This is a genomic window from Pedobacter aquatilis, from assembly GCF_030409415.1.
In the GTDB taxonomy this organism is placed as follows: Bacteria; Bacteroidota; Bacteroidia; order Sphingobacteriales; family Sphingobacteriaceae; genus Pedobacter; species Pedobacter aquatilis.
In genome coordinates this window covers 465221-478481 of record NZ_JAUFPW010000012.1, presented here as the reverse complement: position 1 = coordinate 478481, position 13261 = coordinate 465221, and the positions used below count along the sequence as shown (strand labels likewise).

Sequence of the window (13261 nt, the reverse complement as noted above, 5' to 3'; positions counted from 1 at the left end):
TTATAAAACTTAATAGCGCTTTTCAATGTCTATGCTAATATAACTTACTTATGAAAATTGGAATTATCGCCCACCTCAAACATCCTATCATTGCGCCGTTTGCAGGGGGGCTTGAAGTATTTACTCACCAGATAACTTCACTGCTAGGCTCAAGGGGTCATCAAGTTACCCTCTTCGCCAGTTCATCCTCCGACAGTAATTTACCACTTGACCCGATACTAAGTGATGACTATTATGATAAAAGTTCGGGCTTGAGAATTAAAAGGAAGGACCTTCCTTCTGAATATATAGCAGAACACCATGCTTATTTCGAATTGATGATGAAACTCGACAGCTACGGGCTGGACGTGGTATTTAATAATTCGCTACATTACATTCCCATAACAATGGCTTCGTTAATTGATACGCCGATGCTGACTGTTTTGCATACGCCCCCATTTTATGAACTTTCACTTGCTATAAAAGCTGAACGCGTAAATCCCGTTGTAAACTATGCCACTGTTTCACAGTTTAATGCAAAAAATTGGTCAGCGCTCATTCAGGATTGCGAGGTGATACCAAACGGAATCGATTTAAGTGAGTGGTCAGCAATACCCCATTCAACTCATCAGGAGCCCTATGCGGTATGGTTTGGAAGAATCCATCCAGATAAGGGACTTCAATATGCCATCAATGCCTGCAAAAAAGCAGGTATAAAACTAAAAATTGCCGGCGGGATTGCAGATCAGAAATACTTTAAAAATGAAATTGAACCTTTATTGCACGAAAAAATTGAACTACTAGGGTTGCTCGAGCGAAAGGCACTTCAGAAATTGATTGCTAACGCTCAGGTATGTGTTGTGACCCCAACCTGGCAGGAGCCGTTCGGACTGGTAATTGCAGAGGCCATGGCTACAGGTACACCAGTAGCAGGGTTTAGAATGGGAGCACTCTCTGAGCTGATTAATCCCTCTTGCGGGATTTTGGTTGACTTTGCAGACACGGATGCCTTAGCTAAAGCAATCCTCGAGGCTCAACAACTTAACCGGGAAACAATAGGCAGGTACGCCAGCGAACAGTTTGATATTGAGACAATGATAACCCATTATGAACATTTACTTAATGTTGTGGCTGATAAGTCCCGCACTAAAATATTTACTATTTAATGAAAGAAATTTATAAACCATCCTCTAAATTTAACCAAGATGAACTACATCAACAGGCGCTCAATGAAATTGCTAAGCAAGCTGAGATTTGCGAAGCGCACCCTGAAGAAATCAGAGAAAGCATTAAAACACTGGCTAAGGCCGGTCTATTAAGCATTGTGTTGCCTGGCGCCCCGCTTGATTTTAATTTGGGCAATACCAAAGCACTATTACAAATATTAAAGGATGTTGGAAAGGCAAACCTTTCTGTAGGCAGAATATTTGAAGGCCATATCAATGCACTTCATTTGATTCACCTTTATGCAAACCAGGATCAGAAAAGAATTTGGTTTGAAGAGGTTAGAACAAAAAACTTTTTATTTGCCGTCTGGAATACGCAGGAATCTGACGGAATCCATTTCATCCCTACCGGGCAGGGTTTTGAGCTTCGTGGTTCAAAGAGTTTTTGTTCTGGCGCGGGTGTGGTCAATAGGGCTATTGTAACGGGGAACATTGATACCCAAGAGCGAAATGGCTGGCAGATGGCGGTGCTACCGATGGCGAATTTGAATCAGCATAAAATAGATAAAAATAGCTGGCAGCCACTTGGAATGAAAGCCTCCTGTAGTTACAAAGTTGACTTTTCAGCATACCCGGTGTCTGCCGAAGATTTGCTTTCCTCTCCAGGCATTTACCTCAAACAACCTTATTTTAGCGCTGGCGCCATTCGCTTTGCTGCAGTACAACTCGGAGGAGCAGAAGCGATTGCTGCCGACACCCTTTCCTTCTTAAAAAACTTATCCAGAACAGCAGACCCCATACAACGCCTTCGGTTATCATCGATAAGCACTCAATTAATCTCCGGAAGACTATGGATAAGCCGTGCTGGGGAAGAATTTGACAAATTGCACGGCCAATCCGAGCATGGGGCCGCCTTAGTGACACTGGCTAATATGGCCAGGGTTATGGTGGAAGAAATTTGCCTGCTAATCATTCAGGATAGTAATAAATGTGTCGGCGCAAGGGGACTGATGCGGCCTGGTAGCCTGGAAAGATTACACCGTGATTTGACATTTTATCTTCGCCAGCCAGCTCCTGATCTGACGCGGTTAAACATTAGTGATTTTTTTATAAATAATGAAGATGAATTTGAGCGATTCGGGATTTAATAAACCTGCATTTTGGTCTCAGGCCATACCAGCCACTGATGAAGTATTCAATCAGGTGAATAAATGTATGCTCATCATTCCTCATCCCGATGATGAATCTTTAGCCTGTGCAGGCTTGGTATCGATACTAAAGGCTAAAGGCGTAGTTTTTAAGTTTATCCTGACAACTGATGGAAGTCAATCTCATACTCATTCAGTAAAATTTCCCCAAGCGCGCCTTACACAGGTTCGTCATGATGAGCTTTTAAATGCACTGAATATTTTGGGATTCGATAACGCTGATCTCTTGAGTTATAGGGCTAAAGATTCTGCTATGCCCTCAAGGGGTGAAAATGGTTTTAGCGAGCTGGCAGAAAAACTAACAGCAGATCTTTTATCATTTAATCCTGACTTGATCCTAGTACCCTATGAGCTCGATCCTCACAGGGACCACAGAGCCAGCTGGCAGCTATTGATGGCGGCGCTTGAGAAAGCAAAGATCAATCGGCCAAGAATATGGGAATATCCCATTTGGTTATACCAGAATGCGAGCCCGGAAGATATTCCTAAAATAAATCCTGGAGAGCTGAAGTTGGTGAACATCAGCAGGTATCTTGAATTAAAAAAAGCCTGCATATACGCACATGCTTCTCAAACTACAGCGCTCATTGATGATGACCCTATGGGATTTAGACTGAGTGAGGAAATGATTTCTAATTTTACAATCGAGGATGAATTCTTTTTAGAAAGACAAAAGCTTAACCCTGAGCAGTCACTATCGGCGGATTATTTCGACGCGTTATATCTGAGCAGTGATGATCCGTGGAGCTTTACCACGAGTAATTATGAAAAGGACAAATACGATCATACACTATCCTCTATACCTGATAGGATTTATGAGCGGGCGCTTGAAATAGGTTGTTCAATTGGCGTTTTTACCGCGCAGCTTGCTAAAATATGTAAACATCTAACCGCTATCGACCTAAGCGAAAATGCTCTAAAGATAGCAAAGGGAAATATGGCGCATCAAAAGCACGTTGACTTTTATAGGGCTGCAATACCACAAGAATTTCCGGCTGGCCAATACGACCTTATCATCTTAAGCGAAGTTGGCTATTATTTACTAAAAAAAGATTTGTTAAAAGCAATTGAAAAAATTGATGATGCTTTGCTTAGCGGTGGGGTTTTAGTTCTTGTACACTGGACGCATTTTGTGGTCGATTACCCATTAACCGGGGATGATGTTCATGATTGTTTTAAGCAGCTGAATTATATCAGCCTGAAGGCAGATAGAACACAAGATTACCGACTAGATGTTTACCAAAAAAGATAATCTTATGGCTGTTAATATTGCTTTTTATATTCATCATCACGGCTCGGGTCATTTAATGAGGACCCTGCAAATCTTAAAACACTTAAAGAATAATAAGGTTATTCTCTTTGGCAGTGGGCTTAACGCAGTGGCTAACCTGCCTGCAAATGTCGAGGTGGTGCATTTACCATTGGATGTTGCCGTTCAAACTCAACCATCCTTGGTGGATCAGCGAGCTTTAAGCATGCTACACTACGCGCCCTTGCTTATCTCAGGCATCACCGAACGTGTTGCCATTTTGACCGCAGCGTTTAAAAAATTTTACCCGATTATTTTAGTGGTGGATGTATCTGTTGAGGTCACCCTGCTTGCCCGGTTAAGCGGCATACCGACCATCGTTGTCAGACAACATGGTCAAAGGACGGATGATGCGCATTTGATGGGTTATGAAAGTGCTCAAAGACTGATAGCACCTTTTTCAAAGTCGCTTCACGTCGGAAAAGAGGACTGGATTTTTGAAAAAACAATTTTCACAGGTGGATTTTCAAGATTTGACGGCCGAAAATCCAACGCTGCTGTTGTAAAAAACAGAATAGTGATATTAATTGGTAGTGGTGGCAGTTCCATAAACCCCGAATTTATTAGCTACCTGGCAAGCCAGTGTAAAAGTTTTGATTTTCATATCCTAGGTCAGATTACCTCAGGGGAACATTGCTCAAATGTTCGCTACCTTCAACACTGTAGCGATCCTTTCGAAGAACTCTCCCAGGCCGCAATCGTTATTGGCAATACCGGACATAATACGGTCATGGAAGTTGCAAGCCTGAACAAAAACTTCGTTGGTATTCCAGAACCCAGGCCTTTTTTTGAACAGGAAGAGAAAGCGGCTTCGATAGAATTACGCAGTGGCGTTGAAATCATTCATCCCTCAAAAATTTACCAGGTCAATTGGCCGCAGATTTTATCAAATTTATGCCAAACAGCGGTGGACTGGGATGAGGTAATTACAGAAGACGCGGTAGAAAAGTTCGCTGCTGCGATTTCTGATACTGCGCAGGAGCTAGGTATTGCTTAAGGTTTTCTGGCCATTTTCAATTCCTCCAAGGACGGACTTCGAAGTTTATTGATATTTCCTTCTTTTATAGAGATAAGACCAGCCTGCTGGAATTTTTCCAGCCAGCCGCTCATTGGCCAGCTGCCCCACTTTTTAAAAAAATACTGCGCATTTCTAATGATATCATCAAGATGATTTAGGGGTGGGGAGTAGCTCTGGTGATGTTGGTGGAAGGCAAGGGCCTCAACTAGCTTTATAGGGATTTGTTTTTCTTTTGCCGAGAACGCGAAGTCTGTGTCTTCCCCTCCATAGCCTTCGAAAAGTTCATCAAATCCGCCGATGTTCTGATAGGTTGTTTTTAAACAGGCAAAGTTCAATGACCAGAATAATTCATAGCTTATTTCTTTTAAGTGCTTTCGGATGGGATCTACTTTACTAAAAGCAATTAAATCATTTAATGATGGCAAAGGCTGCCCATTCATATTTTTTAAATACCTGACTTTACCACTCAAAAGGCAATCCGCTGAACAGGCAGCTCGATAATTCGCAATGAGATCATTGGATGGTATGCAGTCCACATCTAAGAAGATAAGTAAATCTCCGCTAGCTTTTAAACAGGCCAGATTTCTTGCACCTGACAGCGGGAGATGTCCGTCCGCATTTATTTCAAAACAAAACACCGGAAAAGCCATTTCAGGAAGGGGCTTAGGCTGCTCGTTCATGAAAACTACAATAAGCTCATCTGGCGCGAGGGTACTAATGTTCAATCCCTTTAAAAGATTTAGCAGCGCTGTCGTTCTTCCGCTAACCAGGGTAAGTACAGATATTTTAGTCATATCAAACGGCAATAATTTTTGATACTGACGGCTCAGAAACTGCCTTTAATACGGACTTTTGGCGATCACAGAAGTAATTTCTTAACGAAAATATGGCCTCAGATATGGGCTGCATATTAATAAGTTCACCTCCACCCTCATCTAGCCAAGCTTCAAGGGATTCCCAAAAAGATTCAAAATAAGTGTGTTTTTCCCAGAGATTGCTCAATACCTGCTCATCCAGATTAGATTGAGTAAATATTATCCCAGGCAAAACTTTGGGTTGTCTTTGCCAACAGGCTCTTAAACGGTGTTTGAGCTGGTATTTGTAAATTAATGTCATTAAGGATTCCACCTGCTCCTCATCCCATTTATCCATTTCTCCCCAGCGTTGTAACTGCACTGAAAAGCCGAAAGCTACTCTTCCATCCAAACGGGAAGAAGTCTGCACCTTTACATTAGGCGAATTACGTATTTTAGCGTCAACCCGTTTCAAAGCCTTACGAAATTCTTCATCTTCCAGATAAGGAATAGCAGGAATTCTTCCAGCAATTTCATACATTCTGCAGGTAACCGCCAGACTTGGCCCGTAACATTGGAAGTGACGAGGCCATGGATTTTCTGTACAGGGGTCAATTTCCGATTCAAGACGTGCTTTGAGGTATCGGTAGGCAACGTTTCTGAGATGATGGAGCCTCGCCCCTTGTGGAACATCAAAGGAAAGGATCCTGCCGCCCACAACGTCCGCTCCGCTTTCAACTTCGCGTAAAGTATGATAAAGCCAAAGTGAGTCTACTTCACTATCCCCATCGGTAGAAATAATAATCCCCTTCTCTCCTCTTACAGCCATCAGCCGCCTGCAGGCGGCATCCATAAGCAATCTTCTGGCTGAACCCACATGAGCTTGCTCGGTGGGAAAGTCGATACACTCGATAAATAAGTTGAATTCAGGATGGTTTTGCTTAAAGGATTCGCAGACCAGCAGGGTATTATCTGTGCAATTATTGATAAGTACGAGCACCTCATAGGAATTTTGATTCATCCGGCAGCCTTCATCATTAAACTGGTTATACAGTGCAAGCAAGGTTCGGTAAATGGCCTCAGATTCATTCCTTACAGGAACAATAACACTGGCCTTAAGTGCTGAATGAATATCCTGAGTAAAAAGATAACTCGTTTCTGGAGTTAAAGACATTTGAAAATATGCTAAAGTTAATTAATTCGTAAAGCTGGCCTATTATCATGATTGCCTGCAACCTATAGAGAACTCTGAGAATTGGCAATAGTTTTGATTTCTTTTTCTAATTTGCAACGGCCTGTTGGGCGAAGCTGTGCTTTCCGGCGATGATAGCATTTTCTCTTAAGTGCCCTCAGGATAGACAAAGCGATTTATACCTAAGCTTTGGGTATTTATCCTCTAAAATCTTTCTCAAACCTTTTTTTAAAACTTTGTGAGATGGGATTTGTATTTGTGAGTGCAAAATACCCACGAGCGGTCGAGTAGCTTATCTCGAGGCACCATATCAATTAGCTAAAACAGTTAAACAAATTAAATATGAATGTTAATAATGATTTACCGTATCGCTTCAGCCTTAATCCTGATTTAAGTGGAATTGATTGGCAAAGGGTGGTCATCCTATTCGAGCAAATCAATTGGAGAATTAGGCTACCACATGAAATACGTGAAGCGTTTAGTTTAAGCAGCAATACCTTATTTGTGTATGAAGATGAAATCCTCATAGGATTTGGAAGAACCATTTCTGATGGAAGGTATTATGCATTGCTTGCAGACATTGTGGTCTGCCCAGCTTACCAAGGTCGAGGCATCGGAAAAAGGTTGGTGAACGAGCTCAATGCTCAATTAGCAGGATATCATTTTGTAACCCTTAGTGCTGCGCCAGGGGCAGACAAGTTTTATCAGAGCCTGGGCTGGAAAAAACAGAAAACAGCATTCATCTTCCCGCAGGGCCCTAAGCAACTTCGCCAGCATTGTGAACGCGATTAATATTTGCAGTAAACGCCACGTTGATTATCTAAACGACTGGAAACCCCGGAAACAGAATGAGCTGGAAATCTATAACAGAATAGGCAAAACAAAACTTGAATATTATGAAAATGCAAGAATTGAATTTAAACGAAATGTAAAGGTTGTGGTATCTTAAGCAGCAACACTTCCGCAAGTTCTGGTGGTTTGAACGGTGCGCTGAATAATGGCAATCTTTTATCATTCTCCAATACTAGGCTCCATGGAAATGAGTCTGGCAGTGCCTCGCTCTGATTAAGTAATAACATTAGTGGCAGCTTAGCTGGCACCTTTGATAGCCTTAGATCGTAAGTTAAGTAGTTTATGATTTAAAAAGGCGATGCATCGCCTTTTTTTCGATTAATTAATTTTTTTAATTACCAGCACAAGCCCTTAAAGACATAAGCTTTTAAACACGGCGACCGGCAATTAATCTCCAGAGTACTGCAATCACTGCAAGTACCAAAAGTGCATGAATAATTCCTCCGGTATAAAAGCCTCCCAGAAAACTAATTAGCCAGATTACAACCAAAACAACTGCAATTAAATAAAGTATATTTCCCATGATATAAGTTTTATTACACAAACCATGCATTTAACAAATTGTTTGGATTGCCACCTAGCTAAATTATCCATCTTACTCGGGTTAACCGTTATCGTAAAGGGAGCAATCTAGCAACTAATCCATTTCGCATTATACCTAACGATATTCAAAATCAATGCTATCAGGAACAATACATTGATTCTTTCAGCAACCAAATAAAATTAAAAGTTTCTACTTATTTTCTAAATACTGGAAAAACACTTTCGGCCGTTAAAGAAAGTGTTTTCGAAACCAAAACAATAAAATCATAAATAAATCTGGTTCCAGATTATTTAGAATAGAAACGAATTTAAATATTCAAGCTCAGAAGTCCATTTTATCTCACCATAATTTTGATTATCTAGCTTTGGATGTTGCGTAGTGAACATCGAGTACATGTATTGTGCTTGCTGCCATTTGGCATATAACTCCTGCTCACCGGATGGATTTTCTGACCGCTGTTTTTTTATGTTTCCTGAAAATTCATTCAAGTCCGACAGCTTTTGCAAGTTAAAATCCTGTCCACTTATCGCCTTAACACTATCTTTCAACATTTTCGGACTGATTTGAAAACTGGCTATGTGCAAATCTCTTGGACTTTCATCCTTTAGGGCTACAGCAGCAGTAAAGGCTGCGGTGTTTTCCATTGTTGTGAAATCAAGTCTCCACTCCGCTTTATCACCCCAATAAGCTATCGTTCTATTTTTAAGGTTTAAAATCGGAGTGTTGTATTTTAGAATATCAGCAAAGGCGCCGTTAAAAATGGAAGTGACCTGGATGTCCTTTTCATCGATACAATCTTTAAAATTTCTCCGAAGATCAAAGTTTCTGTTCTCTCCCGGTATTAATGGCCGATAATCCGTACAAAAATCAGAGGGAATAAATCTTTTAACTCCAGCGGCTATGGCGCCATCCAAAAATGCCTTTTGAGTATCAATTATCACCTCGGCAAGTCCTGCGAGTGCAGAAACCGCGCAGTCTATTCCCTCACAGGCTTTTGCGATTTCAGAATTCTTATTAAAATCTACTTTAATCACCGTGGCACCATTCTGAGCAAGCGATTCTATTCTCCCTGCATCACTTTCTTTTCTTACCAGGGCAACCACGTTAGCGCCCTGACCAATCAAAGCTTTACAAATCATTGATCCCAGATGACCAGTAGCGCCTGCTACCAAAATATTTTTCTTCATTGTTTTATTTATGATTTTAAAAAATTATAAATGGCATCGACCACCTGCTCCGGGGTTTCTTCAAACATATAATGACCGCCGTTAGCAAGCGCGACTAAATAGCTGTTTTGGCAAACATAAGGCATCGCCATCTCCATAAACCGCGAGCTTACATTGCTGCCGATTCCTAAAACAGGCATTTGAAGTTGCGGATAGTTTTTAGAATCCTCTATATCCTGGCCAAATGCCTGATACCAGGCATTGGAAGCTCTGATACTCTCAGCCTCATCATAAGCTTCCGCATAGATCATGCGCTCCTTTTCACTCATCTTGGTTTCATCAATCATTACATAATCAAAAACGTAATCTATCAGAAACCGGAAGCGACCTTCAAGAATTTTTTCAGGTAAACCTTTCACTTGATTAAATCCCATCCACCAAGCATATGGCATATTGGCATCCATTTTTTCACCAAAACTTCCTGGTGCAGGTAATAGCGGCATCTGCAATATGCCCTCGGTAGGATGCAACCCGTCGGCTATAATCAATTTTCCAACAACTTCAGGGTGATTGAAAGCCAGGCTCATCGCGACCATTCCGCCAATATCGTGACCAATTATGGTTACTTTTTTTAAATCTAGCAAACGTATTAATTGGTTGATGTCTTCTGCCATCGTCTTTTTATCATAACCTCTTTCGGGTTTACCAGAAGTGCCCATTCCCCTAATATCTACAACAATAACGCGATGCGTTTTCGAAAATTCAATTGCAATATTTCGGTAAGAATACCAGGTCTGTGGCCATCCCGGCAGGCAGATTATGACTTCACCAAAACCTCCATCTATGTAATGTAAACGGACGCCATTAACCTGGACATAATGATTGCTAAATCCCAGGAAATCCTGAATAAGCTCGTTGTCTGAAAATTTTTGTTGCGCTGTTCCAATGGATGTTGTCATTTGATTTGTTTTTAATTGATACAATCAAATCTACAGCAATGAACCTCATGTAAAACTACCAAAAGGTAGAAAATGAATCACTTGATATTTTTCCTGATTCGGCTCAATGCATTGGGTGTAATACCCAATATAGCGGCAAGTTGTTTTACCGGAATTTTCCTTACCAGCTCACCGCTTTTAAGAAATTGCAGATAACGCTCTTCTGCATTCAACGTCTGGAAATTCAATAATTGATCAACCATTCTGGCAGTTGTAGCCTCCCAGATTTTGCGCCCGAATTCTTCCCAACTGCTTAAGTGCGCATAAAGAAAATCCATATCTTTTTTATCAATAACAATTAACTCAGTCTCCTCTATGGCCTCGATATTGAAACGGGTAGGTTTTTGAGGGTGAAGGCTGGATATTTCAGTAAAAAACTCATCTTTAAAACAAACCCAAGTTGTATTTTCCTGCTCACCCGATGCATCGTAAAACCGCAGTCCGCCAGATACGATAAAGTAATACTGATTTGCAACCTGACCGCATTTTAATAATAGCTTACCCTTTGGAATCAATTTTTGCCTGCACTTTGATTGAACCAATTGCAAGTCCAAATCATCGATGGACACTATACCCTTAACAAATCTCACGAACTGTTCAATTCCCATTTATATCTTTTTTTCCGCTGTATAATCAATACCGAGCCGCACAAATTTAATTAAATAAAAACAAGCTATCCGTTCGAAAGAACATAAATGCATTCAAAAGCTAGTACTATCTGAAGGCTTTAGTATCCTAGAAGCAGCCAATCTGTTGGGGAATCTTTGAAAAGATAGCGGTTTTAACATGAAGGCAAAAAATAAGGGCTTAATACAACCAATGGAGCTGAAAGAATTTATAAAAAGTAGTATGCTGGAACTTCACCTAATCGGGGCACTCTCCGCTGAGGAAGTTTTATTTGTTGGAAGCGTGCAAAAGTTATACCCGTCTGTTCATTCGGAACTGGTATTATAATCTCCGGTCGTGTCTTCGGCCACAGCAAATTTGACGGAATTTCCAAAATCAATAGTTGCTAATTTCTATTTATCAAAAACACACTTACGGTCGAATGACTGGCCTGCTTATTGAGTGAGGTTACAAAATTCTCAACTCATAAACCTAATTGATTGGATAATATGAAAAAATTGAAGGTGATTGACTGGTTAATGATTATTTTTATAATGCTTGTTTTAAGCTTTGCAGTTGTGCTAAAAGATATACATAAATCCAATGGCGAAAACGGGACCCTTAATGGATATCCGATGTGATATACCTTTTTTGGAAAATAAAAGGCCCGAAATTAATTCGAGCCTTCCATTTATACAGTTCTGATTTTTTATTCATTAATTGCTTTTACGCCTGGCAATTCCTTGCCTTCCATATATTCAAGCAATGCACCGCCACCTGTTGAAACGTAGCTTACTTCATCTTCCAAGCCAAATTTAGCGATTGCCGCCGCAGAATCCCCACCGCCAATCAATGAAAATGCTCCATTATCGTTGGTTGCCGAAACCACTGCATCTGCTACAGCTTTAGTACCAACCTGAAAGCTTTCCATCTCAAAAACACCCATCGGACCGTTCCAAAGCAAAGTTTTAGAGTTTTTAATTACGTCTTGGAATAAGGTTACGGATTTTGGACCAATATCAAGTCCCATCCAATCTGCAGGAATCTGGCCAGAATCTACATCTTTTTTATCGGCGTCATTTGCAAACTTATCCGCAATCACTGTATCAAGGGGAAGTATTAAATTCACACCCTTTGCTTTAGCTTTTTCAATTAACTCTAAAGAGAGTTCCTGTTTATCCGCTTCAAGTAGAGATGTTCCGATTTCACCACCCTGCGCTTTTGCGAAAGTATAAGCCATACCACCGCCAATAATCAGGTTGTCTACTTTATCCAGTAATTTTTCAATTAAAAGAATTTTATCAGATACTTTAGCGCCGCCCATAATTGCAGTGAATGGTCTTTCGGGATGATTTAACACTTTCTCCACATTTTCTAATTCAGAGGCCATCAAGTAACCAAAGTATTTGGCATCTGGAAAAAACTCAGCAACAATTGCAGTTGAAGCATGTGCACGGTGTGCAGTACCAAAAGCATCATTTACATAAACATCGCCTAAAGCAGCAAGTTTTTCTGCAAAAGCTTTATCACCCTTCTCTTCTTCTTTGTAAAAACGAAGGTTTTCTAATAACAATACTTCACCAGCAGCTAAATCTTGAGCCTGGTTTACGGCACTTTCGCCAATACAATCATCAGCAAATTTCACTTCTAAATCCAGCATTGAAGATAAATCGTCCAAGATGTGCTTTAAAGAATATTTATCTGTCGGGCCATCTTTAGGGCGACCCAAATGCGACATTAAGATTATTGATCCGCCATCTTTTAATATTTTTTGAATAGTTGGAAGCGCAGCACGCATTCTTTTATCATCAGTAATTTTAAAGTTATCATCCAAAGGCACGTTAAAGTCTACCCTTATCAATGCTTTTTTATCTTTAAAGTTAAACTGGTCTATTGTTCTCATGTTTTATATATTTTGATTTAAGTTTAATTTCATTTCATAATGGAAACCAATTCCCGGTATATCAAATTCTGGTGATTCGTTTGTGAAACCAATTTTTTCGTAGAACGGTGCAGCCGTCGAACGTGCATTGCACCACAGATAATTGGTTTTGTATTCTTTCAAGTATTCGATTGCGAAATCAATCAGTGCCTTGCCATAACCTTTCCCGCTATAATCACTATGCGTAGCCATACCTCTCAACTGATAACCCTCACCCTGGTTTTCAAAAAAATCGTTACGCATAAAGCTAGCAATAGACCTGATTTCTCCATCAAGCTCATAGCCAAGGTGAAAAGTATCATAAGCTTCATCACCATCAAAAATGCAATGCTCAAATGATTTTCCATTTCTAAGCATCATGCTTCGAAGCGGAAGTACTTCTTGGGCTGATATGAATTTTACCATAAATTATTAATTTCAGAGCTTTTCAAATTTATGCAATCGTTCCCGTTAATTTTGCCTTAGATGAATTTTTTCTCACTCTGGT

The 13261-nt window shown here is 40.4% G+C and carries 13 protein-coding genes; 5 read left to right on the top strand and 8 right to left on the bottom strand.

Annotated features, from left to right (window positions below; translation table 11 throughout):
• The first annotated feature begins 50 nt into the window (after positions 1–50).
• Genes QWY86_RS06125 through QWY86_RS06110 form a run of 4 tightly spaced genes read left to right on the top strand, consistent with a single transcriptional unit; the run spans position 51 to position 4659 of the window.
• On the top strand, positions 51–1145 hold the full coding sequence (locus tag QWY86_RS06125) for a glycosyltransferase (RefSeq protein WP_290239835.1): 1095 nt from the start codon (positions 51–53) through the stop codon (positions 1143–1145).
• Positions 1145–2293 carry an acyl-CoA dehydrogenase family protein gene (locus tag QWY86_RS06120; protein ID WP_290239834.1) on the top strand — a complete coding sequence of 383 codons (1149 nt, stop codon included), beginning with the start codon at positions 1145–1147 and terminating at the stop codon, positions 2291–2293. The genes QWY86_RS06125 and QWY86_RS06120 overlap by 1 nt, the downstream gene beginning before the upstream one ends.
• Positions 2268–3605 (top strand): bifunctional PIG-L family deacetylase/class I SAM-dependent methyltransferase, encoded by a 1338-nt coding sequence (locus tag QWY86_RS06115; protein WP_290239833.1) that lies wholly within the window; start codon positions 2268–2270, stop codon positions 3603–3605. Before QWY86_RS06120 ends, QWY86_RS06115 begins: the two co-directional genes overlap by 26 nt.
• A gap of 4 nt (positions 3606–3609) precedes the next feature.
• The gene (locus QWY86_RS06110; protein WP_290239831.1) at positions 3610–4659 is read left to right on the top strand and encodes a glycosyltransferase; all 1050 of its coding nucleotides are present in this window, start codon (positions 3610–3612) and stop codon (positions 4657–4659) included.
• Here the strand turns inward: QWY86_RS06110 and QWY86_RS06105 are convergent.
• Positions 4656–5474 (bottom strand): glycosyltransferase family 2 protein, encoded by an 819-nt coding sequence (locus QWY86_RS06105; protein ID WP_290239830.1) that lies wholly within the window; start codon positions 5472–5474, stop codon positions 4656–4658. The genes QWY86_RS06110 and QWY86_RS06105 overlap by 4 nt on opposite strands.
• 1 nt (position 5475) lies before the next feature.
• Positions 5476–6648, bottom strand: coding sequence for a glycosyltransferase (locus QWY86_RS06100; protein WP_290239828.1), 1173 nt, complete (start codon positions 6646–6648; stop codon positions 5476–5478).
• 360 nt (positions 6649–7008) lie between these two features.
• On the opposite strand from QWY86_RS06100, the gene QWY86_RS06095 reads away from it, so the two are divergent.
• Positions 7009–7458 (top strand): GNAT family N-acetyltransferase, encoded by a 450-nt coding sequence (locus QWY86_RS06095; protein WP_290239825.1) that lies wholly within the window; start codon positions 7009–7011, stop codon positions 7456–7458.
• Between the two features lie 427 nt (positions 7459–7885).
• Here the strand turns inward: QWY86_RS06095 and QWY86_RS06090 are convergent, their stop codons facing one another.
• From QWY86_RS06090 to QWY86_RS06065, 6 genes are all read right to left on the bottom strand, one after another.
• Complete coding sequence (locus QWY86_RS06090; RefSeq protein WP_290239823.1) at positions 7886–8041, bottom strand: lmo0937 family membrane protein; 156 nt, start codon at positions 8039–8041, stop codon at positions 7886–7888.
• A 311-nt stretch (positions 8042–8352) separates the two neighbouring features.
• Complete coding sequence (locus QWY86_RS06085) at positions 8353–9249, bottom strand: SDR family NAD(P)-dependent oxidoreductase (protein ID WP_290239822.1); 897 nt, start codon at positions 9247–9249, stop codon at positions 8353–8355.
• 8 nt (positions 9250–9257) lie between these two features.
• Positions 9258–10187 (bottom strand): alpha/beta fold hydrolase, encoded by a 930-nt coding sequence (locus QWY86_RS06080; RefSeq protein WP_290239819.1) that lies wholly within the window; start codon positions 10185–10187, stop codon positions 9258–9260.
• A gap of 77 nt (positions 10188–10264) precedes the next feature.
• On the bottom strand, positions 10265–10834 hold the full coding sequence (locus tag QWY86_RS06075; RefSeq protein WP_290239817.1) for a Crp/Fnr family transcriptional regulator: 570 nt from the start codon (positions 10832–10834) through the stop codon (positions 10265–10267).
• Between the two features lie 707 nt (positions 10835–11541).
• The gene (locus QWY86_RS06070; protein WP_290239814.1) at positions 11542–12735 is read right to left on the bottom strand and encodes a phosphoglycerate kinase; all 1194 of its coding nucleotides are present in this window, start codon (positions 12733–12735) and stop codon (positions 11542–11544) included.
• Positions 12736–12738: 3 nt separating this feature from the next.
• Positions 12739–13179, bottom strand: a complete 441-nt coding sequence (locus tag QWY86_RS06065; protein ID WP_290239813.1) for a GNAT family N-acetyltransferase — start codon at positions 13177–13179, stop codon at positions 12739–12741.
• Positions 13180–13261: the final 82 nt, after the last annotated feature.

Excerpts from the sequence above, each read along its gene's own strand:
- QWY86_RS06125 (WP_290239835.1), top strand. The coding sequence starts at position 51 with ATGAAAATTGGAATTATCGCCCACCTCAAACATCCTATCATTGCGCCG.
- QWY86_RS06120 (WP_290239834.1), top strand. The coding sequence starts at position 1,145 with ATGAAAGAAATTTATAAACCATCCTCTAAATTTAACCAAGATGAACTA.
- QWY86_RS06115 (WP_290239833.1), top strand. The coding sequence starts at position 2,268 with ATGAATTTGAGCGATTCGGGATTTAATAAACCTGCATTTTGGTCTCAG.
- QWY86_RS06110 (WP_290239831.1), top strand. The coding sequence starts at position 3,610 with ATGGCTGTTAATATTGCTTTTTATATTCATCATCACGGCTCGGGTCAT.
- QWY86_RS06105 (WP_290239830.1), bottom strand. The coding sequence starts at position 5,474 with ATGACTAAAATATCTGTACTTACCCTGGTTAGCGGAAGAACGACAGCG.
- QWY86_RS06100 (WP_290239828.1), bottom strand. The coding sequence starts at position 6,648 with ATGTCTTTAACTCCAGAAACGAGTTATCTTTTTACTCAGGATATTCAT.
- QWY86_RS06095 (WP_290239825.1), top strand. The coding sequence starts at position 7,009 with ATGAATGTTAATAATGATTTACCGTATCGCTTCAGCCTTAATCCTGAT.
- QWY86_RS06090 (WP_290239823.1), bottom strand. The coding sequence starts at position 8,041 with ATGGGAAATATACTTTATTTAATTGCAGTTGTTTTGGTTGTAATCTGG.
- QWY86_RS06085 (WP_290239822.1), bottom strand. The coding sequence starts at position 9,249 with ATGAAGAAAAATATTTTGGTAGCAGGCGCTACTGGTCATCTGGGATCA.
- QWY86_RS06080 (WP_290239819.1), bottom strand. The coding sequence starts at position 10,187 with ATGACAACATCCATTGGAACAGCGCAACAAAAATTTTCAGACAACGAG.
- QWY86_RS06075 (WP_290239817.1), bottom strand. The coding sequence starts at position 10,834 with ATGGGAATTGAACAGTTCGTGAGATTTGTTAAGGGTATAGTGTCCATC.
- QWY86_RS06070 (WP_290239814.1), bottom strand. The coding sequence starts at position 12,735 with ATGAGAACAATAGACCAGTTTAACTTTAAAGATAAAAAAGCATTGATA.
- QWY86_RS06065 (WP_290239813.1), bottom strand. The coding sequence starts at position 13,179 with ATGGTAAAATTCATATCAGCCCAAGAAGTACTTCCGCTTCGAAGCATG.